Here is a 20,894-nt window from a genome sequence, read left to right on the forward strand (position 1 = left end):
GGGGGTTCTCCTTAACTGTTTTATCCTCGATTGCGGAGCTTTATTTGGAATTCTTCAGAAATCCGGTTTTATACAGCTCCTGCAACTTCGGGAGGCCGATGTTATTCAAGCTTTTCACATAGTTGCTCCAGTTGTCCAAGCTCTGTTCACCGATGATGAATTTAATCACATTCTCGTCACGATATTTGTCGATTGCAGCACCTGTAGTCGTGATAGTCTCCAAATCCTTTTGATTAAAATCAGGCAGGCTGCGGTAGGGGGCGTCATACTTACGGGCTTCGACATAAGCATCTTGAAGCTCCTTGGAAGCCATGGACAAATAGGCATCATAATCGATCCAAGTATAAGTACCATTGGTCGCTAGACCCGTTTCCTTACGGAAATCGACGGCTGTCTTGTAATCTGGCTTTATTTTTTTCTTTCCATTATCAACAATATAGGTTACTCCTTCAGCCCCCCAGCTGGAAAGCAATCTTCCTTCCTCGCTATAAAGGAAATCTACCGTTCGCATAATATCTTTGATTTGCTTGGATTTAATCGAAACCGTAAGCCCAGAATCGACAACGTGCATATAAGCGTTCTGTGGTTTCCCTCCTTGATTACCGATAGGGGGGACCATGAAAGTCAGATTAAAGTTAGGATTGCTTTTCCTCATAGCGTCGTTAAAGAAATCTATTCGGCCAATATAATCAACTGTAACGAACGATTGCTCCGTGGACATCAGATCCTGCCATTTCTTTGCATCAACGGTTAACCAGTCTGGAGGCATAAGGCCTTCCTTGTAAAACTTATTTAAATATCCAAGCATCTTTTGATAGGCTTGCTCGGTTGGACCGTATTTGACGTCTCCACCGTCGAGATAGAAGCCTTCGTTGGTTTGAAAGTTAGCAGATAGCACTTTAAGCAATAACAGATTATTCCCAAGCCGGAAGCTGAACGGATAGCTCTTCGGATACAGTTCTTTCAATTTCTTGAGCACGGTATACAGCTCATCGAAGTTGGTTGGAGCAGTTAGGTTGTGCTTTTGGAACACATCCTGCCGATACATCCAAATCATTCGGTTTGCTTCGCCAAACCCTTCATTGGGAAACATGTACATGTTCCCGTCTGCCGCCAATTGCGCTTTCGCAATCTCCGGATATTTCTCCATCCATTTAGTGAAATTTGGCATATCAGCCTTGTAATCTAGAATGTTGACAAGAGCGCCCTGTTGTCCGAATTTATTAGTCTGCGATCTTCCATACATAAACATCAGATCAGGCATATCTCCCGAGGCGATCGATAAGTTAATCGTATCCTCGAGTTTACCGGAAGGTGTTTGCACATTAAATGTGGCCCCTGTTTTCTCCTCGATCATCTTCCAGACTGGCCAATCTTTATTGTAAGGATAGCTGGGGTGGGAATCGGTTAACATCGTAAACGTCTTTTTCGTCAAAGCTCCAGATTTCTCCGGATTGGTTGTCGCAGCTTGGCCGCCTTCTTGCTTCTTTTCACCGCATCCTGCAATTAATGTCATACTCAACATGATCATCATGAACAGATATAATCCTTTTTTCACTGCAACCGCTCCTTTTTTTTACTACGTCTTCCATATGTAGACCTCAAATAAGAAATTCTTTATCCTTTGATCGCCCCGATCATCACCCCCTTAACGAAATACTTTTGCAGGAATGGATACACGGCGAGAATAGGCAAGGTAGCTACCATTATCGTGGCATACTTTAAGGATTCTTCCACAATGACCTGATCGCCTCCTATCCCCATAGCATCCGAAGAATTTAATTGGCCTGCCAGGACGATATTCCGTAATATAACCTGCAGCGGAAACAGATCGGGATTACGTAAATATAAGAGGGGAAGCATGAAATTGTTCCACATGGCTACGGCATAAAAAAGTCCTATCGTCGCAAAAATGGCCTTGGACAGCGGCATGACGATTCTAAAGAAAATGCCTAATTCATTTAAACCATCGATCTTTCCGGATTCCTCCAGCTCTACTGGAACTCCGCTGTAAAACGTTCTCATGATCAACAGGTTCCATGTACTTACGACCGCCGGCAATACCATCCCCCATAGCGTATCCATCAACCCGTAGGATTTGACGACCAGAAAGGTTGGAATCATGCCTCCGTTGAAAAACATGGTGAACACGATCATTAAAGTGAAGGCTTTGAAGAAGGGCATCTCTCTCTTGGACAGCGAATAGGCTCCCAGTGAAGTAATCATTAAGGAGAGGGCGGTCCCCACAATCGTATAGATCAGGGTATTCACATAACCTGTTAAAATACGGGGGTCATTCAAAACAAATTTGTACATATCCAGATTAATCCCTTTTGGAAAAAATGAAATCTCGCCCTTCATCACATAAACATCCTTACTTAAGGATACGGCTATCATGTACAAGAAGGGATACAGCGTGACAATAGCAACACCGAGTAAAACGACAACATTGATCACCGTAAAAAGAGAGATCCTTGATTTCATGAGACAGCTCCTTCACCATAAGCTTGTTTCAGATAGCTTCCGGCTTGCATAGTTTGTTGAAACAATAAAGACTAAACTGACCAACCCTGTAAATACATCTATAGCCGAAGCGTAACTAAAGTTACCCTGCATGAGTCCGACCCGGTAAACATAGGTGCTTAGAATATCCGCGGTCTCGTAGGTGGCTGGATTGTAGAGCAGGAAAACCTTCTCAAAGCCAATCTCAATCACTTTGCCAACATTCAGAATAAGTAGAATAACTATCGTAGGTGCAATTCCCGGTAAGGTGATGTGCCATAGCTTTCTCAGACGCGAAGCGCCGTCCATCTCAGAGGCTTCATACAGCATCGGGTCAATGGAAGTTAGTGCGGCCAAATATAGAATCGTTTCCCATCCTACATGCTGCCAGATTTCCGAAAGCACATACACGGAACGGAACATATCCGGCATTAGCATAAAATTAATCTTTTCAAAACCGAATGCTTCAATGAGATTGTTGACAATGCCCCCTGAAGGAGACAAGAACATGACAACCATACTGGCTACTATGACATTCGAGATAAAATGAGGTAAATAGCTAATTGTTTGCACAAATCGTTTGAACACCATATTCTTCAATTCATTAAGCAGAAGCGCGAGAACAATCGGTGCGGGGAATCCAAAAATCAATTTATACATTCCCAACAAGAAGGTGTTTCTTAAAAGCTTTAAAAAATCAGGGTTGTTAAAAAACATGAAATAATATTTGAATCCGACCCATTCACTCCCCATAACGCCTACAAAAGGATTGTAGTTTTTGAAAGAAATGACGATTCCGAACATGGGAACATATTTAAATAAAATGTAATACAACAAGCACGGCAGAAACATTAGAAGTAAATATTTGTGCTTGATCATTTTTTGCGCCATGGTATACTGCATAGGCTTTCTGATCTCCCCTTAGCTTTCAAATTTCATTAACAACGGTTTGTCGAACCTTGTACCCATATCTTACTTGGTCCGGCTGTAACCACAATGCTCAACATTATAGAAGGCTATCCGTAAGCCGAAAAACTTAAAGATCGGATAACATTCGATAAAATGGCTAGCTTGCCGTGACTCTAAAACTCACAGGAATATGCTATGATTATGGAAAAAAAGGGGATGGACATGATGCTGTTCAAGCAAACATATCTTAAACACAAAAACAGCAGCTTATTTATAAAGTTGATGACGAGCTTTATGATCATTGTGGTCATACTGGTTTTGTTCAATTTTATGTCCAACTCTTTTTTTCTCAATAACATACAAAATGAAATCGTGAACACAAGTCAGGCTAACCTGAATACCACCGTTAATGATTATGAAAATCATATATTATCGATCAAAAAATTCGGAATGAGCCTGCACGTCAATGAAAATGCGAAGCTATTGAACGGTTCGACCGGGGGGCAGATCAACGCTATGCTGCTATACCGCATTCGAAACGAGCTTCAATCCATGTTAGCGGACTCCTATTTAATGATCGATAACATTATTTATTTACTGGGTGATCACTCGATCGTGATTGAAAAGGAAGGGACAAGAACTTTCGAGGAAATGTTCGTTAATTATTATGGGAACGAGGTGTATACCAAGGATTTTTGGCTTCAGGAGCTAGCAAAGCCTTATAGCTTCAAGCTGTTCCCCGAATCAGCATTTTTCATGAACTCTTTCGGACAGCAGATCCATAGAGGTCAATTCATCCCAGTGTTGGTCAAAAATCAATTCAACCCCCAATTTTCCTTAATCCTTCTGTTGAATAGCAGGAGCATGTTCACTTCTTTTTACCAGCCGGCCAAAGACGGCAAGCTGTTTATTTCCGATGAAACGGGCACGACTATTTATGCTTCTGATTCGGATTATTCAGCAATTCCTTCTTCTTTACTGGCATCCGGTCAGAAGACCGGATATATCCAGCAAGGCAAAAGTTACTTGTACTATCAGGTGGGCAAGGAAACCGGATATACGTATTTCAGCGTTATTCCCTCTTCACAAATCAAAGCAAAAATCGTGCGTTTGAACTGGCTGTTAGCTGGATTTCTTCTATTGTCTATAGCACTTAGTCTCGGGGCCTCGATTTTTTTCACGAAACGCTTGAACAATCCGATCCGCAAAATATTGGATTCCATTCAACACCATCATGTATCCATGCCTACAAACAGCAGCATCAGAGAATTCGATTTCATTAGCGAAAAGATTAAAGATATTTCGCAAGCTCATCACGATATCCGACAGGACTTGACTCGGAAGAACTCGCTTCTGAAAAATTACGCGTACATCAATCATCTCAAACAAATTCACACCAACACGCAAGATTTGAAGATGCACATGGCTTTTGACACACCGTTTGTTCTTATTGGCTTTCATTTGACCTTTAGAAGCCAAAACCTGAAGCAAATCGACATTCAATTACCGAAGGCTTCTTTCTTTATCAGAGAGCTGATCCATACCCATATTTCGCAATCGTTTAACGACTCGTTAACCTTCCAAATCGAGCAGAATTTAATCCTTACCCTTATTTTCTCGAATGGTGACGAGGCGAATCGAATCGAAGAACATCTGCAACGGTTGAGGAAAATATTCGATATGGATCAGCTATACTGTTTGATCACGATCGCAGTCAGTCCGCATCAAACAGACCCGACCGCTTTTACAGAAACCTACGGACACATTTTACGATTGCTGGAGTCGAGGAAATTAGGAGAGGATGCCCAGATTATCCCTTTTTCCACTAAAATAACAGAAAATATACGTGAGGATTGGGAAAGAAATGAGCTCCAGGCACATATGGAGGCCGGAAACGAGAAGGAGTTATTGCGAATAGGCAGAAAAATGCTTGCTTTACTGGAAAAAAAGGAAGCATCCGTTGAGTATTTCGTTCGATTTGCCCAAAGCTTTTCCCAGCAATTGTTGAAAAGCTTTTCGCCTGCTGAACGGGATCGTCTGTTAGAAACCATACAGGATGAGAAGCCCCATGATTGTTATACCTTAGAGGCGTTTGATCGATATCTGGAGCAGCTTGTGGCAGCGGCCTGTATCCTATACGACCATAAAAAGGATCAAACAGATCCGATATGCGACTTCGTTCTGACCTACATTCACAACCATTATGGTGACGATATCTCATTAGATATCATCTCTGATCATTTGAAAATAACGTCGTCCTATTTATCCACTTATTTCAAAGAAAAGATGGGAATGAATTTTAGTGATTATGTGCAAACCTATCGAATGAAAAAAGCAGCCGAGCTGCTGGAGACATCAGAATTGAAGGTAAACGAAGTGGCGCAGCGAGTAGGGTACCTCAGTGTTAACTCTTTTATCCGGAACTTTAAGAAGTTTACAGGGTATCCGCCAGGTGAGTATCGAAAAAGAAATTAAAAAATCTTCATGAAGAGAGCTTTGAATGATAGTTCCACCTCTAGGCAGAACATTTAAATGATTTCCAGACTTCTAAGCGGACGCACCTTTTCTTCTTTATGCTCCCCTAGAATCGGTTTTGTTTTCGGAAGGCAGAGGGACTGATTCCCATTATCTTGCTGAACACCCGACTGAGATAAAAGCCATTCTCGTATCCGCATTTCTCTGCGATAACGTCCAGCTTCCATTCCGTTTGCAATAACAATCTGCAAGCTTTTTTCACACGGATCGATGTTAAATATTGCAGGGGGTTGATCTGATATACTTTCTTGAACCTGCGAAGCAAATTTACAGGAGTCAATTCAAAGTGGCTAGCGACGTTCTGGATTTCAATGGATTCATGAGCATGGTTATTTAAATACAGGGCAACATCACGTATTAACTCATCATCGTTCGAAAACGGAATAACATTCAACTGCTGGCGGTTTTGCTGAATGAGCATAAGCCACAGATCCAAAAAATAGTGCTGCTTCAATCTCTGAGTATTCATATTAAAGTTCAGAGCCTGATCGGCAAGTCTTAAAAGATGATAGTTCTCTGACAAGCGCTGAGTTTGTGCCAGCCTTATTTTGCGTTCAGGCAAAAGGTTAAGGATGGACTGATTCTCATCGTTGATAATTGTAAACGTAATGGCATGAAAGGATAAGGGGGACAATGTGCTTCGGTAAAATGCTATATGGGGCGGGCATATCACCAGGTCTCCGAACTCCGCTTCCCCACACGCATTCCCAATCTTATACTCGAATCGGCCTTCTTCTACAGCAAAGAGCACCCATGTCGAATAAGTGTCCTTGTCATATAAGAATTGCTCCTTCTGTTCCCAATATGCGTGAGTAATAAGCTCTGGCACCCACTCTGACACGTATATTCACCCCGTTTAATTCTGAAGTGTAATTTTGGATATGAACAAGAAATTGTATGAATTCCCAAAGTGTAAGGGCCGCAATTAATATGTAATTAAAGATATTATACTAATAAAAGGAGTCTAGAGAAACCATGGGAAGACACGATACGATCAAGTTGATTACACAAATCTTGATTGCCGGCGGAGGCCCCACAGGGGTAGTCGCTGCAATTGCGGCAGCTCGTAATGGTGCTCAAGTCATACTCTGTCAAGACCGTCCCGTTCTAGGTGGAAATGCGTCGTCTGAGGTTCGCATGAACATATCAGGTTCTTCAGCGAGAGGGACAGTGCTGGAATCTGAGAGGAGAGAAAGCGGGATAATTGAAGAAATTATGTTGGAATGTTCCGTACGGAATCCACAACGCAGTGCGAATATGCTGGACCTGATATTGTACGAAAAATGCCGAGCTGAATCTAATTTGACTGTAATGTTGAACACGACGGTAGTCGGAGCGAATATGGAAGGATCAAGGATTATTTCCGCTACTGCGGTGAGAGAAAGCACGGAAGATCATTTTGAGATTCATGCGGATCTGTTTCTGGATTGTACCGGTGACGGAAGGCTGGGTTTTGAAGCGGGAGCTGCGTTTACGACCGGTCGTGAGGCATCTCATGAATTTAACGAGTCAGGCGCGATCCTGAACCGGGATGCCTATCGTCTTGGATCGTCGCTCTTATTCACATCTAGAGATATGGGGCGTCCGATGCCTTTTGTCCCGCCGGTATGGGCCCGCAAATTTAGTGAGGAAGACTTGAAATTCAGAGACCATGAGGCTTGGGAATTCGGCTATTGGTGGGTAGAATTCGGGGGGATGCTGGATACGATCAAGGACAACGAGCAGATCCGTGATGAGCTGCTCGCCATCATGCTTGGAGTATGGGACCATATTAAGAATAGCGGGAATCACCCGGAAGCTGAGAATTGGGCTCTCGATTGGTTTGGTTTCCTTCCTGGAAAAAGAGAGTCGCGGCGTTTCATAGGTCAGCACGTGTTGAACCAGAACGATATCGAGCAGGCGATTGATTTTGAAGATGTAATCGCTTATGGAGGATGGTCCATGGACACCCATCCCCCGCAAGGTATTGATGCGAAGGATGAGAATCCGTGCCATCAGCCGTATACTCCGTATCTATATAGCATTCCTCTGCGATCGATGATCAGCAAGAACATATCGAATCTTATGTTCGCTGGCCGCAATATGTCGGCTACACATATTGCTTTCTCGAGTATCCGGGTCATGGCGACATGCGCGGTGATGGGGGAAGGGGTAGGGACATTCGCAGCCTTTGTGATTAAGCATAAGCTCCCTTTGGAACAAGCCTGGAATAATAAGAGCATTGTGAAAGAAGCCCAGCAGCAACTGCTTCGCCAAGGAGCTTTTCTGCCCGGACATAAGCTGGAGAGGAATCTAGCGAGGCAAGCACGAGTTACAGCGTCATCGGAACAAGTGCAAGGCAAGGCAATTCATGTTATCGATGGACATACTCGCTCCGTGCATGGAGAAAAGGGAGTACGTCCGGATCTGACGGCAGTAGGTACCCATCGCTGGATGTCAGAGCAGGGTGACGAGCGGCCTTGGTTACATCTCCAATGGGAGGAACCCGTTGGAATATCGAATATTTCGATCGTACTGGACACGGGGCTTCATCGGATGTTGACATTAATTCATATAGACGCTTACCAAGCACGCATGCAGTGGGGGCGAGGCCAGGATGAAACATTGAAGGAATTCAAGCTAATCGCGGAGGATGAACAAGGAGTAAGGGAAATTGCTCACATAACGAACAATTACCAACGCATCATTCATTTACAAGTGAATTTGAGAAACATAAAATCACTGCGGTTAGACGTTATTGCAACTAACGGCTTGGATCATGCAAGAGTTGTTGAAATCGTTTGTGAGTAAATCGTTGCGGTTGGGCTTTGAGGGTGATCCCGGATTTCCAGGGAACAAAGGTAGAATTACTTACTCGCTCGACTTGGGTCAGCTAGCTGCGGCTGATGAGAAGCTGTAAAATTCAAAAAAAGAGGTGCATCCGAAAAGCGGATAGCACCTTTTTTCTACGCTCAGTGCACTTGCACTTGCTCTTACTACTCCCCGCCCCTAGAACCTGCAAAGTGGGGACTGACTGCGGTGCATAATAACTAGAGTGCAAGATAAGAAATGGAGCGGAAAGTTCACGTGCCGCATTTGAAGTCATGTCCCAACACAGTACTACTACAATCAAAGGGACATGACTTCAAGAGCGGCTGTAGCCCATTTCTTATCTGGAACGGAGGTTATTATGCACCCAAAGGTTGCCACCTCCAAAACCCATGTCACCACTTTGAAGGATCAATCTTACTAATATCTAACCCTTCCCAAACATTCTTGATCTGCACGCTCTCAGGATGCTCGAACACCAAAAATGCAGTAGGCAGATAGCGTTCACCATGCGGGCTGGCCGGTTTGTTAATGATCGCGTTATCGTGTACGAGCACGGTGGAAGATCCGCCGTCCAAGTTGGCTGCGATCACAGCGCCACGCTCAAGAAAGATTTCCTGTATATCGTAGAGAGTCGCTCCGATACTATGCGTCTGACGCCCATCAATGATGGCGAACATGATCGTGCCGTCTTCCTTCTGCGCCATGCAAGTACGCGGTGCAATGCCCCAACCGTCGGCCTGAGATTTCACCAAGCCTTTGCCGTCGACGATAAACTTAGGCGTGAAGGTCACGGCTTCCTTAACCCCCATAGCGAGAATTTCCTTAGGAGAATATTTCCCTGCGACCATGCGTCCATTTTTGTCTATGCCAACGATGGATACGGGTGTATTGTCATCACCATCGTTGTAATATATTTTCCCGTTGGCCACTACGAGTCCAGTTGGCTGGAATCCATTACCGACCCAATTCGGATCCACGAAGCCTCCTGCATTAATGCCTAGAAGAGCTCCAGTCCTCTTGACCATGCTCGAAACCCTCTCACCTTTACCCACTTTATCAGGAACGGCGAGACGGATTTTCTTAGGATCGGAGATGGACACCAAGTAGCCACTGAATTTGGCCCCTTTGATCGGCTCGATCTCGATCAGCTTCTTTTCTTGTTTGGCTAGTTCAACCACAGTAGGAATATTAACGGGCATCGTGCTAGGCATTTCAGCCATCTCATCGAACTGTTGGGTATACTTGGACACTTGTTTTTCAAGTCCCTGGCTGCCTATCAAATATTTGGCCCAGTGACGATGCTGGGTTGTAATCAATGTGTCCGCCATCATATAACGAAGCTGAGTACCGGATGCAGTTAGGAAGAACCAACCGGTAAATAATAGAGCTAGGAATAATAGCGAAAGAAATGTAATACTGAACCGTCGGCGCCAGCTGCGCCTACGCTTATACCTGCTGCTAACCGATCTCTGAGGATTGGCGGCAGTGTTCGCTGAAATGACCGGTTTATTTTCCATGGTGCCCCCTTTTCTAACGATCCATATCTTACATAATAGACGGATTGGGAAGAAAAAAGTTTCATCCTATCGATTCCAAGAAATTGCTGTCGGCCTCCAGCAGTCTTTGGAAAATGTCAGCAGGAAGAGGTTTGCTGAATAAATAACCTTGGATCTCGTTACAACCATGCTGCTGAAGAAAAGCAAGCTGTTCGGCCGTTTCTACGCCTTCTGCCAAAGTTCGGATATTTAAACCTCTAGACATAGCCAGGAGGGCGGTAACGATTGCGGCGCTCTCATCATTGGTGTTCACTTCTTGTATAAACGATTTGTCAATCTTAAGCGTATGCACGCGGAATCGCTTCAAGTAGCTTAGTGAGGAATATCCGGTGCCGAAATCGTCGATTGAGATCGCAACCCCTAATTCACGCAGCTCATTAATGGTTCGAACGACAAAGGCAACATTCGTCATCGCTACATTCTCCGTGATCTCTAGACACAAGAGACGCGGATCTAGCCCCGTAATTTGTAAGGCTTGTTGGACGGTGTGAACGAATTGCGATGACTGAAACTGTTTGACGGAGATGTTGACCGATACACAAACAGGCGGAAACCCTTTTTGCTCCCATTCCCGATTTTGGCGGCAAGCTTCGAATAAGATCCAATTCCCCATGGAAACGATTAATCCTGTTTCTTCAGCCAGCGGAATGAAGTCCATCGGGGATATAAGTCCGCGAACAGGATGCTTCCACCGCATTAGTGCTTCCATTCCTATCATCTTACCAGTTTCCAGAGTGACAATAGGCTGATAATAGACGACGATCTCCCCGCGCTCAACGGCTTTACGTAAATCAATTTCCAAATTCAGTCGATCCAGTGATCGTTCATCCAGTTCAGAATTATAGAACTCGAACGTATTCCCACCCTGACCCTTGGCTTTATACATGGCGGAGTCGGCGTATTTAAGCAGCGTTTCGGGGTCAATTCCATCTTGTGGATAAAGGGAGATGCCAATACTTGCCGTACTGTACAACTCGTGGTGGGAATAGAGGAACGGTGCGTGAAACAACTGCATGATACTCTCGGCAAAACGGCGAACAAACTCAAGATCCGGCACATCCGGCAGCAGGATGATGAATTCATCTCCGCTGAATCTCGCTATAATGCCATAGGGTGCTACCAGAGCATTCATGCAAGAGGCCCAATGAATAAGCACTTGATCGCCGACATGATGGCCTAACGTATCATTTATTACTTTTATCCGATCCAGATCCAGGAAAAAAACAGCGGTCTGACTACCGGAGAGATCTGAATTCTTGAATGTTTCTTTCATGCGCTCCTGAAGCAATAATCGGTTAGGCAGACCTGTTAATGCATCATGGTATGCCAACTGTTTGATTCTGGCTTCTGTACGTTGCCTATCCGCTACATCCAATAAAGTATGGAAGGAACGTTGTATTTTCATCTGATCATAATCAAGCTCGGTGTCATGGTTAATGATCGCTGCGGCTTCATCAACCACTTGTTGAAACGATTGTTCATCGGATAATTTCAACAAACGCAATAAAGTTTCCAGATGTTTGTATTGGGAACGGGCAAGTGTGGCAGATTTGGTCTTCTGACTCTCGGAATCTCCGAAATATACACGTCCTTTAAGTAAATCATACTCGGAGATATGATGAATATTGACCAGGTTATTTCGATCTAGAAGTCGAAAGCCTTCCTCATAGAGCCACTCCTCAAGCGTTTCCATCGAGACATCCAGAATATAACTGTCTTCTTTGGTATGCACTTGATATTCATGGTGACGAAGCCGTTCAATTTTGACTATGTCTTTGGAACGGAGGATCATAAGTGCTGGCCCGTCCTTGCCTATTCCTATAATTGGTATTTTTTGCACAGGCAATCAGCTCCATTACTCGAGGTAGGTCATCGTTTCTGTAATTACTGAACTAGTACCTAAATTTAGTTTACGGCATAATACTTCACGTCGATAGTTATGATACAAAACGGATCATTGATAATGTTCTGACAATAAGGCATACAAGAAGTGATCTTCCCATACGTCATTAATGTTCAGGTAGTTTCTAGCGTAGCCTTCCTCCGTGAACCCATTTTTCTGAAGTACACGAATAGATCCCGCATTGCGGGGCATGACGGCAGCTTGTACACGGTGAAGCTTCAATTCGTGGAATGCAGCACCTACACATAGGTGAACCGCCTCGCTCATGTAACCAAGCCCATTGTAACGATAATCCATAGAATAGCCTAGTAGCGTATTTTGGAATGCCCCCCTAATAATTCCTGTCAAATTGATTTGCCCGATCCACAGCCCGCCTTCTTGCATAAAAATTCCGAATCGATAGGCCCGATCTTCTGCAGCGTCCATCATCGCTGTTTGAATGGACTGCTTTTGGAATTCCAATGTGAAGTGTTCATCTTGGAACCTAGGGGAGAACGGTTGAAGAAAATCGCGGTTCTCATTCTTATAATCGTAAAGTGCTTGAGCATGATGGGGTTGCAGAAGCTGTAGGGATATATGGTCCCCCGTAAAAGCTTTCTCTAAGAACCTGCTTTGTGAAGAAGATAACATCGGTTTTTTAATAGCCCCCTTATATGGTAGGATATAATTGTCCGATTACATATTAGCTTATCAGATGCTTAATAACAAGTTCGCAGTTAAGGGGGATTTTATCCGTGAAATGGAGAAAGTTCGTATTGGAAAATGGGCTGCATTTATCCTGGGTTGTCGCGTTAGTTGCAACTTTGGGCAGCTTGTATTTTTCCGAAATCAAGGAGTATTTGCCTTGTAAGCTATGCTGGTATCAAAGGATTCTAATGTATCCCCAAGTCTTGTTGCTTGGCATTGCCGCAGTTCGCAAGAACACGTCCATCTATATTTATGTCCTGCCGATGACGATATTGGGCGCTTGTATTTCCGCCTACCATTATTTGATGGAAAAGACAGACTGGATTCCGTCCAATTCGTTCTCCTGCGGTATGGTGCCATGTGACGCTGTCTATATTAACTGGTTCGGTTTTGTTACCATCCCGTTCCTTGCTTTGACTGGGTTCACCCTCATTTCTATAATTCAATTGTTGCTGTGGAGAGCATCGCGCAAACAAGCATAATGATCGTGATTTATTGCAAATTGTATCAAATGGATTCGGAGGAATTTTGCTTTTTTTGTCGAAATTTAACATAGAGGTGATCTTTCTGCATTCGACAAAATGGATATTAACAGCAACACTACTGACTGCCCTTATTATTCCAGCCTGTACTTCTCCTAATGTGACTTTAGAAGAAGCACCTGGAGCAAGTTCCAAACCTAGTGTGACCCCATCACCCACACCAACTGCTACACCAACGCCATCAGCGACTCCGGTCCCGACGGTTAAACCGACGCCTGAGCCGACTAAGACACCGGATGACAAGCCGGTAGAGAAGCCGCCAGCTACACAAGCGCCTAATCTGTCTCCAGCCGCGGGGCTCAAAAATCCTACAGCCGCTGATATGAAGCCGATTAGTTGGTATTACATGAAGAAAAAAAAGGGCGAGGTGCCAGGTTTCCCGGCAGAAGTGAAATCGTTGACACCTGATCAGAAAGCAGTATGGGTAGGCGAAGGTAAGAAGATTTATTTGACTATTGATGTGGGCGGAGAATTGCTGGATTATAAGAAGCTTCTGAAAGCTTTGAAAGATAACGATGTGAAGACGACCTTCTTCGTTACGGGTTACAATCTGAAGAATAACCCCGATTATATAAAGCTGTTATTAGAAGAAGGGCATACTGTAGCGAATCATACGATTACTCACAAGGACTTTACTACATTATCTGACGAGGCAGTCAAGAAAGAATTCAGTGATTTTGAGAGCTTGTATCGAGGGATTACAGGTCTTGAGCCAGTCAAAATGTTCCGGTTTCCTTATGGAACATTCAGTAAGCATTTGTTAAACCTTGTATCGGATATGGGATATACTTCCTTTTTTTGGTCAACAGCCATGAAAGATTGGGAGCCGCGCAAGAATGGCGCAGATGATGCTTATAACGATATTATTAATAATCTTCATGACGGGAATATCATACTCATGCACCATGCCTCCAAGGAAAATATTGATGCCATGGATCGGATTCTGAAGCAAATCAAAAGCGAAGGGTATGAATTGGCACAAATCGCTGAGTTGATGAACAAGTAAGATAAGCTTTCTCTGTAAACGACCTCCTTTTCAAATGAAGGATGTCGTTTTTTATTGTGTCATGCGCACTCGAACATTTCCTTGTAAGGTCTCATATTGTAAAGATAGACCTTACTTTTTGATAGAAGGAAGCGAGACTTCGTGCAGCAAGCCATAGCCATACTGGACTCCGGTGTCGGAGGACTGACCGTCGTCAGAGAAGTGATGCGCCAGCTTCCTCAGGAGAAAATCATCTATTTCGGCGATACAGCAAGGACACCTTACGGCCCGAGAGAAACCGATGAAGTGATTTTATTCACACGTCAAATTGTTCAGTTTTTGATCCGCTTTAATCCCAAGATGATCGTGATTGCTTGCAATACTGCCACTGCATTAGCTATTCAAGAAATTCGTTCTATGGTCTCTGTACCTGTGTTAGGAGTCATCCATCCAGGAGCACGCGCTGCTATCAAGTCTACACGGAGCGGCAAGGTAGGAGTGATCGGCACAGAAAACACAGTTAAGAGCGGAGCATACTTTCACGCCCTTCGGGCCATCTCGCCCACGCTTGAAGTAGTCAGTTATGCTTGTCCCCGACTCGTACCGCTTGTAGAAAAGGGGATGTTTCGCTCGGAAGAAACCAGGGAGACCGTGAAACAGTCATTGACTCCACTCCGGAATAGCTCTATTGATTGTTTGATCCTTGGCTGCACACATTATCCTTTCTTAACAGACGTGATCTCGGAAGTAATGGGACCGGAAGTGAACTTGATTAACTCGGCTGAAGAAACAGCAAGGGAAGTGAGCACGATTCTGTACCATCGCGGCCAGTTGGCAGCCACGGAATCACTCCCCATGCACCAGTTGTTCTGCAGTGGCGAAGCCCCTACCTTCCAACAAATTGCTCGGCAATGGCTGGGTGATCATCTCAACAGCTCGCCTGTCTATTGGCAGGTCGCCTTGTTATAACATCCCTTGACATGGACCGTCCGACAAGTTCGGACGGTCTTCTCAATTTCCATGATCAGGAAAGAGCATGAACCGTTTGTCCTCGGGCATATGGATGGATATCGAGATGATTAAAGAGGAGGCGTTACCTTGTCCATGCCTTATGTGGTGAAGCCGGGTGATACTTGGTTTCGTCTAGCAGAACGAGCAGAATTGACTCTAGAGGAGCTGACTGCACGCAATCGCAGTATGCACCCTGATCCTGCTCATTACTTGGTGCCAGGTCAGATTGTGTTTGTTCCTTCCGCCCTCAAGCCTCAAGAAGTTTTTACAAGGCGTGATTCCACAGGCCCATTAGTGAATACTTCCGCTCCATATGGGTATATGGAATTAATGGGTGATATTCAGCATTTTCTCATTCGATATCCCTTCATCCAGGTCGAATGGATCGGACATAGTGTGATGGATCGACCCATACCTGTTCTGCGTATTGGAATTGGGGCTTGTGAGGTGCATTTCAACGGGTCCTTCCACGCGAATGAATGGATAACGTCTCTCGTACTGATGAAATTCTTAGAACGGCTTGCAGAAGCTGTAAGCGGTGGCAGAGAGAGTATGAATCCAGCAGCCAGAATGATGAAAGAGCTATATGATAAGGTATCGCTCTGGATCGTGCCAATGGTGAATCCGGACGGAGTTGAGCTCGTTCATTGCGGAGTGTGGCCAGGCCATCCTCATGGAAAGCGTTTATTGAAGTGGAATAAGGGCAAAATGGACTTTACGGGATGGAAAGCGAATATTCAAGGAGTTGACCTGAATGATCAGTTCCCGGCCTATTGGGAGGAAGAATGCGCACGCAGACGACCGTCCGCTCCGCAGCCTGGGCCGCGTGATTACACAGGGAGCGGCCCGCTTACAGAACCGGAAGCCAAGGCGATGGCTGCCTTCACACGGTCACGAAACTTTCAAATGGCGGTTGCTTTTCACACACAGGGAGAAGAGATATACTGGAATTACAGAGGGATGGAGCCTGCAATCTCCAGACGAATGGCCGATAAACTTGCACAAGCCAGCGGTTATCAATCTGTGAAGCTGGCTGGCAGTGATGCTGGCTATAAGGACTGGTTTATCCAACAGTTCCGCCGGCCCGGCTTTACGATCGAAGCCGGACAAGGCATTAATCCGCTTCCCATTGAGCAATTCGATTCTCTTTACGGTAAAGTAGAGTCGCTTATGGTAGAAGCTATGAGGCTAGCTGAGGAGTACAGCACCTTCCCTAATCCAAGTTGATTTCTCGTTCCAGGAGGTATTCATGCTTAAGTCGGCATTGCGTCAATGTTATTCGATTCTAAAGACCTTATCTTTAATTGCTCTCCTATATCTCGGTTTTCCGGCGAGTTCGTATGCATCCGCTGGCAGCGGCTTACCGGATTCAGCCCACAAAGTGATGATTGCCGTCTGTGTCGCTGGAGCGATTATCCTTATCTCTTTTGCAATCTTTGTATACCGCACTTCAAAGAAAAACCGACGTTCATAGGTGAATGAACATCGGTTCAGCAGCTAACTTTATTGGAATGGAGGGTTTGATCATTATGCGAAAACTATTGTCTCTGCGCCACTGGGCTCATGTATTCCGGAGAGTATTCCGCCTGTTAGGTTCAAATAAAGTTCCTGTTTACATGAAGCTTCTACTCGTCATACCAGCACTGTTATACTGGATTCTGCCTGATGTGATGCCCTTCATGCCAATTGATGATATTGCGGTAACGATGCTCTTGATGAACTGGTTCTCCTCCCGCTTGGAAGGAAGATACGAGCTGGAGGATTAATATTCTTCGGCTGGGAGCCGGATCCATCGTTTCAAATAGCCTTGCTCCATAAGCGCTTTGATCAGAATGATCAGGATCGGCGACAATATCAATCCAGCTACACCGAACAAGGACAAGGATATGATCATGAAGGAAAGCATAGTGAAGGCAGATACACCCAATGAATCTCCCGTTATCTTAGGCTCCATGATTTGGCGAACAAGAATGACCACTCCAAGCACGACGCTAATCCAGATCGCAAGCGATGTATTTCCTACGATGAATAAGTAAATAATCCACGGAATGAACACGGTGGATACACCGAGCAACGGTAGTACATCGAAGAACGCGGCTAGCAAGGCAATGGAGAATACATTCTTGACTCCAAGCAGCAGCAATGCCAGGAAAATAATGATAAACGTGATCGAAATAAGCTTGATCTGCGCTTTTAGATAAGAAACGATACCTTTTAACACATTCTCCTTGAGGAAGAAAAAGGCACTCTTGAACGTGCGCGGTGTTTTGTCACTGGCCAGCCGTTTCCATGTGTCGATCTCAATGCTTAGGAAATAGGCCAGTATTATTCCAATGGTGAAGTTCACTACAAACGATGAGAAAGAAGTTAGCATGGAGAATATCCAACCAAGGAACAAGGTAGCGAGATAGGCTCCTTTCTCTGTAACAACACGCGAGTATTCTTTGGCTTTGTCCACGATATCGGGCGGTAATGAATCCAACTTGGATTGCCAGTAGGCCGTATTATTCACGATCTGATCTTGCAAAGTCAGCGCGTAGCCCGGGATTTTTTGGGACAAGGAATAGATCTGCGCCGTGAAGATAGCTCCTAGCCCTATGAATACAGCTAGAATAAGGATGATGAACAGTAGGGTAGAGATTGCTGTCGCAATGGACTTCTTCATCCCGCGGCGATTCAGGAACTTGGCCAACGGTTCGATGATAGCGTAGATGACGAAGGCTAAGAAGATAGGCGTAGCGATCCGATACAAATAACTGAATGTCAGCATGAACAAATAGATGGTCAACACCATCAGACCAATGTCAAACACAGTTTTGTAATATTTTTTATAGAACGAAAGCATGGGTTCACCCCTTCATCAGTTAACCCTTATGGAGGGCCTCCCACTATTTTACATGGTACAACCTCCAAGGGCAATGCGGGCTTAAGATTAGACGATGCGAGCAAAACATGATATGATTTTGATGACTTAAGGGACAAGGAGTGATTGGACATGGAGTGCAAAATAACGCGCAGTGCGGCAAAAGTACTGCTCAAGGAACTGGAATTGGAAGAGAACAAAGGATTAAAGGTTAGAGTGAAAGTAGAGTTTACGCACGCTGGACTTGTTCAATACGCCTTAGGGTTGGATGACGCTGACGAAAACGACGAAATCGTAATGACCGATAAAGGGATTGAAGTGTTATTAGAGCGAACAGAAGATGTGCTGGACGGCGTTAAGATCGATTATTTGTATGTGCCGAACGAAGGGTTCTTCATTACTAACCCGAGCAAAGGAAATCTCGGCGAATAACACGCTGCCGCATTCGGGAAAGGAATACCTGAGTCATGGCCAATGATATACGGATTTGTGACAAATGCAAGCATATGAAGGTAAAGACAATGCTGCCTAAGCTGCAGAAACTTGTACCCAACACAGAGATCAAGGTAGGCTGCAAGTCCTATTGCGGTCCTTGTTCGCGAGCAGCGTTTATTTTCGTGAACGGGCGGTATATAACCGCACCCACGGAAGATGAAGCAATTGACAAGGCAATAAAATACTTAAAAGCATAACTGCTGAATGAGTAAGAGCATCTTTCCCTGTTGCAGGGATCGATGCTCTTTGACGTATCAACAGGACCAGGTCACTCGTAAAATGGGGTGCTGATCCTTCATTTTTTACCGGAGCTTCGTTTGGCCTTTTGGTTAGGAACAGGTCGGCTGCCGGCTCTTCTACCGCTCGGAGTTCTTGATTCTTTAATCTTGCGGAACAAAAAGATCCCATTGTATATTCCCGCTAAGCCTATGAACGCTAACATTAGTTGAAGAAGCAGTGAGTCAGGCTGCACAAAAAACACAATGACACAAATGACGGTGAACAATAAGGCCAATACTAACTCGATAAGGACAAGCAGATTCCATACATTGCGATTCATGATCCATCCACCTCTAGCATGCTCGGTTATGTGCTCTAGTCTATCACACCGAAGGGCAGCAAGCCATATAAGCATAAAGGACCTCAAAATAGTGTTGATGTCTTTGAATAACCTGTCCCTTTCCTCGGCTCATCCTTAGGAATACAATGCATTATTCCGAGAAATAGGGAGGAAAAATATGAATTCATACAGCTCGAAAAAACTTGGTGTGAATAGTAACAGCAGCGCTTTTTGTAGAAATGTGTGCAATTTATTCGGTTCGGGACGTGCATCTTGCCGTCGCGATTGCGCTGCTTGCTGCAGAGGAAAACGTAGAATGTCTGCAAATGTAAAGTCTAAGAACAAACATTGTGGATGCGGACACTGATCCAACCAGCATTGCAGCTAGAAATAGCGAATGGTTAGTTGGTTTACTTTGGTCAAGCAGGTGTAAAAAAACACAGATTTTTTGCAGGAACGGGCGTATATCCAATCCACAGGTCCCCTATATTCATACAGTGTGTAGTGTGGTGCAGCCACAAAGATGCATTGAAGAGAGGAGGACGGAACATGGGATTCGTTGGCGGAGCAGGTGTAGGTTGTGGAGTAGGATTCACCTCAGTCGGTATTATCTTGGTTCTTTACATCTTATTGGTGATTATAGTTCGCCCATTTGGCTTGTAAAATTCCTGTGTGAAGATACTCATAACCTGAAAGGCCGGTGCAATGCGCCGGTCTTCTTTTTTTTGTGTGAAAATACACAATTTAATTGATTGTAAATAGGAAAAAAGGACGATGCTTAACTTACCTCAATCTTGTATGCTATAAGAACTACATAAGAAATTACGACAAACTTCGAACATTCTCGATACGGCAAACCTGGTGAAAGCCAGCGGCGCAAAACTACAGGGGCTACTGCCTTTTAGGCTAAGCCAGCCAGTTACCGAAAGAAGTTGGAGTTTTTTCTGTTTATATGAGGATAAATTATCCCAAATTCTAATCAAAAAAAGGAGTGAATGACGTGTACGGGAATGCAGGTGTAATGGAGCAAGGGTTTTATTTCAAAGTAGGCGGCGATTTTTTTGGGATGTATCATACGTCGGAAGGTCCTAAGTTATTTTTCAACCGGGACAAATACATGCTTCGCGACAATTGCTGGGACGTAGAGCTTGTGATCGGACAGAAGAACAATCTGTTTACGTTTTATTGGAAAGGCGAAGTGAAAATATCTTTTCGTTGCTCCAAGCATCAGGATTTCATCCTGTCTCTGTTCAATTTGCTTCAGGAAAAGTTCACTCGGCCACAGATGGCTTAATATTGAATACCTGACCATCAATAGAAGGAAGCACTTTGAGTGGCCTCGCCGTCACGAACAAGGGCTTCCTTATTTGTTCTGGTGGGGAAAAGTTCCGTAACCGCTTCAAGCATGTCGTCCATTTGATGATGGAGAAGATGCTTATTTTAATCCAACAACGTTGCCGGAAAGTGCTGTCAATATTAATTAAGTCGCCTTTCATCAGGAAGGCAATTGCTATACAATATAAGTATAAACTCTAG

Annotated in this window: 21 protein-coding genes and 1 riboswitch; of the genes, 12 read left to right on the forward strand and 9 right to left on the reverse strand. The window is 44.4% G+C overall.

The annotated features are described in order from the left end of the window. Positions 1 to 40 precede the first annotated feature (40 nt). From AC58QD_RS18160 to AC58QD_RS18170, 3 genes are read right to left on the reverse strand one after another with little or no spacing between them, the layout of a single operon-like run. A complete protein-coding gene (locus tag AC58QD_RS18160; protein WP_497335770.1) occupies positions 41 to 1,558 on the reverse strand; it encodes an extracellular solute-binding protein in 1,518 nt (505 codons plus the stop codon). Positions 1,559 to 1,617: 59 nt separating this feature from the next. Further along, positions 1,618 to 2,484 carry a carbohydrate ABC transporter permease gene (locus AC58QD_RS18165; RefSeq protein WP_497335772.1) on the reverse strand — a complete coding sequence of 289 codons (867 nt, stop codon included), beginning with the start codon at positions 2,482 to 2,484 and terminating at the stop codon, positions 1,618 to 1,620. Between the two features lie 12 nt (positions 2,485 to 2,496). Further along, positions 2,497 to 3,405: an ABC transporter permease gene (locus AC58QD_RS18170; protein WP_497335774.1), complete on the reverse strand. Its 909-nt coding sequence runs from the start codon at positions 3,403 to 3,405 to the stop codon at positions 2,497 to 2,499. A gap of 201 nt (positions 3,406 to 3,606) precedes the next feature. Between AC58QD_RS18170 and AC58QD_RS18175 the strand changes: the two genes are divergently transcribed. Beyond that, positions 3,607 to 5,886: a helix-turn-helix transcriptional regulator gene (locus AC58QD_RS18175; protein WP_497335776.1), complete on the forward strand. Its 2,280-nt coding sequence runs from the start codon at positions 3,607 to 3,609 to the stop codon at positions 5,884 to 5,886. Positions 5,887 to 5,992: 106 nt separating this feature from the next. On the opposite strand, the gene AC58QD_RS18180 is transcribed toward AC58QD_RS18175, so the two are convergent. Further along, entirely contained in the window at positions 5,993 to 6,787 is a 795-nt protein-coding gene (locus AC58QD_RS18180; RefSeq protein WP_497335778.1) for a helix-turn-helix domain-containing protein, read from the reverse strand. A 134-nt stretch (positions 6,788 to 6,921) separates the two neighbouring features. On the opposite strand from AC58QD_RS18180, the gene AC58QD_RS18185 reads away from it, so the two are divergent. After that, complete coding sequence (locus AC58QD_RS18185) at positions 6,922 to 8,736, forward strand: FAD-dependent oxidoreductase (RefSeq protein ID WP_497335780.1); 1,815 nt, start codon at positions 6,922 to 6,924, stop codon at positions 8,734 to 8,736. A gap of 413 nt (positions 8,737 to 9,149) precedes the next feature. Here the strand turns inward: AC58QD_RS18185 and AC58QD_RS18190 are convergent, their stop codons facing one another. From AC58QD_RS18190 to AC58QD_RS18200, 3 genes are all read right to left on the reverse strand, one after another. Continuing rightward, positions 9,150 to 10,274, reverse strand: coding sequence for a phosphodiester glycosidase family protein (locus AC58QD_RS18190; protein WP_497335782.1), 1,125 nt, complete (start codon positions 10,272 to 10,274; stop codon positions 9,150 to 9,152). Positions 10,275 to 10,335: 61 nt separating this feature from the next. After that, positions 10,336 to 12,153 (reverse strand): putative bifunctional diguanylate cyclase/phosphodiesterase, encoded by a 1,818-nt coding sequence (locus AC58QD_RS18195; RefSeq protein ID WP_497335784.1) that lies wholly within the window; start codon positions 12,151 to 12,153, stop codon positions 10,336 to 10,338. A gap of 114 nt (positions 12,154 to 12,267) precedes the next feature. Beyond that, on the reverse strand, positions 12,268 to 12,846 hold the full coding sequence (locus AC58QD_RS18200) for a GNAT family N-acetyltransferase (protein WP_497335786.1): 579 nt from the start codon (positions 12,844 to 12,846) through the stop codon (positions 12,268 to 12,270). Positions 12,847 to 12,950: 104 nt separating this feature from the next. Between AC58QD_RS18200 and AC58QD_RS18205 the strand changes: the two genes are divergently transcribed. The 6 genes from AC58QD_RS18205 (at position 12,951) to AC58QD_RS18230 (ending at position 17,207) form a co-directional block, all read left to right on the forward strand. Next, positions 12,951 to 13,385 (forward strand): disulfide oxidoreductase, encoded by a 435-nt coding sequence (locus tag AC58QD_RS18205; RefSeq protein ID WP_497335788.1) that lies wholly within the window; start codon positions 12,951 to 12,953, stop codon positions 13,383 to 13,385. 55 nt (positions 13,386 to 13,440) lie between these two features. Then, positions 13,441 to 14,451: a polysaccharide deacetylase family protein gene (locus AC58QD_RS18210; RefSeq protein ID WP_497335790.1), complete on the forward strand. Its 1,011-nt coding sequence runs from the start codon at positions 13,441 to 13,443 to the stop codon at positions 14,449 to 14,451. Positions 14,452 to 14,592: 141 nt separating this feature from the next. Then, positions 14,593 to 15,399: a glutamate racemase gene (gene racE, locus AC58QD_RS18215; protein ID WP_497335792.1), complete on the forward strand. Its 807-nt coding sequence runs from the start codon at positions 14,593 to 14,595 to the stop codon at positions 15,397 to 15,399. A 135-nt stretch (positions 15,400 to 15,534) separates the two neighbouring features. Beyond that, positions 15,535 to 16,668, forward strand: coding sequence for a M14 family metallopeptidase (locus tag AC58QD_RS18220; protein WP_497335892.1), 1,134 nt, complete (start codon positions 15,535 to 15,537; stop codon positions 16,666 to 16,668). A 22-nt stretch (positions 16,669 to 16,690) separates the two neighbouring features. Next, on the forward strand, positions 16,691 to 16,915 hold the full coding sequence (locus tag AC58QD_RS18225) for a hypothetical protein (RefSeq protein ID WP_497335794.1): 225 nt from the start codon (positions 16,691 to 16,693) through the stop codon (positions 16,913 to 16,915). A gap of 49 nt (positions 16,916 to 16,964) precedes the next feature. Then, positions 16,965 to 17,207 carry a hypothetical protein gene (locus AC58QD_RS18230; protein ID WP_497335894.1) on the forward strand — a complete coding sequence of 81 codons (243 nt, stop codon included), beginning with the start codon at positions 16,965 to 16,967 and terminating at the stop codon, positions 17,205 to 17,207. Here the strand turns inward: AC58QD_RS18230 and ytvI are convergent. Next, positions 17,204 to 18,286 carry a sporulation integral membrane protein YtvI gene (gene ytvI / locus AC58QD_RS18235; RefSeq protein ID WP_497335796.1) on the reverse strand — a complete coding sequence of 361 codons (1,083 nt, stop codon included), beginning with the start codon at positions 18,284 to 18,286 and terminating at the stop codon, positions 17,204 to 17,206. The genes AC58QD_RS18230 and ytvI overlap by 4 nt on opposite strands. A 150-nt stretch (positions 18,287 to 18,436) precedes the next feature. Between ytvI and AC58QD_RS18240 the strand changes: the two genes are divergently transcribed. After that, positions 18,437 to 18,736: an iron-sulfur cluster assembly accessory protein gene (locus AC58QD_RS18240; RefSeq protein WP_497335798.1), complete on the forward strand. Its 300-nt coding sequence runs from the start codon at positions 18,437 to 18,439 to the stop codon at positions 18,734 to 18,736. Positions 18,737 to 18,771: 35 nt separating this feature from the next. Then, positions 18,772 to 18,996: a YuzB family protein gene (locus AC58QD_RS18245; RefSeq protein ID WP_497335800.1), complete on the forward strand. Its 225-nt coding sequence runs from the start codon at positions 18,772 to 18,774 to the stop codon at positions 18,994 to 18,996. A gap of 98 nt (positions 18,997 to 19,094) precedes the next feature. Here AC58QD_RS18245 and AC58QD_RS18250 read toward each other — a convergent pair whose 3' ends face one another. Next, positions 19,095 to 19,358 carry a hypothetical protein gene (locus AC58QD_RS18250; RefSeq protein WP_497335802.1) on the reverse strand — a complete coding sequence of 88 codons (264 nt, stop codon included), beginning with the start codon at positions 19,356 to 19,358 and terminating at the stop codon, positions 19,095 to 19,097. Between the two features lie 549 nt (positions 19,359 to 19,907). Between AC58QD_RS18250 and AC58QD_RS18255 the strand changes: the two genes are divergently transcribed. Both AC58QD_RS18255 and AC58QD_RS18260 read left to right on the forward strand, forming a co-directional pair. Beyond that, positions 19,908 to 20,021, forward strand: coding sequence for a YjcZ family sporulation protein (locus AC58QD_RS18255; RefSeq protein ID WP_497335804.1), 114 nt, complete (start codon positions 19,908 to 19,910; stop codon positions 20,019 to 20,021). 178 nt (positions 20,022 to 20,199) lie between these two features. After that, positions 20,200 to 20,285: riboswitch (cyclic di-GMP riboswitch) on the forward strand. Between the two features lie 73 nt (positions 20,286 to 20,358). Beyond that, entirely contained in the window at positions 20,359 to 20,652 is a 294-nt protein-coding gene (locus tag AC58QD_RS18260; RefSeq protein WP_497335806.1) for a hypothetical protein, read from the forward strand. The last annotated feature ends 242 nt before the right edge of the window (positions 20,653 to 20,894 follow it).

Source organism: Paenibacillus sp. J2R1T-4, from assembly GCF_059692235.1.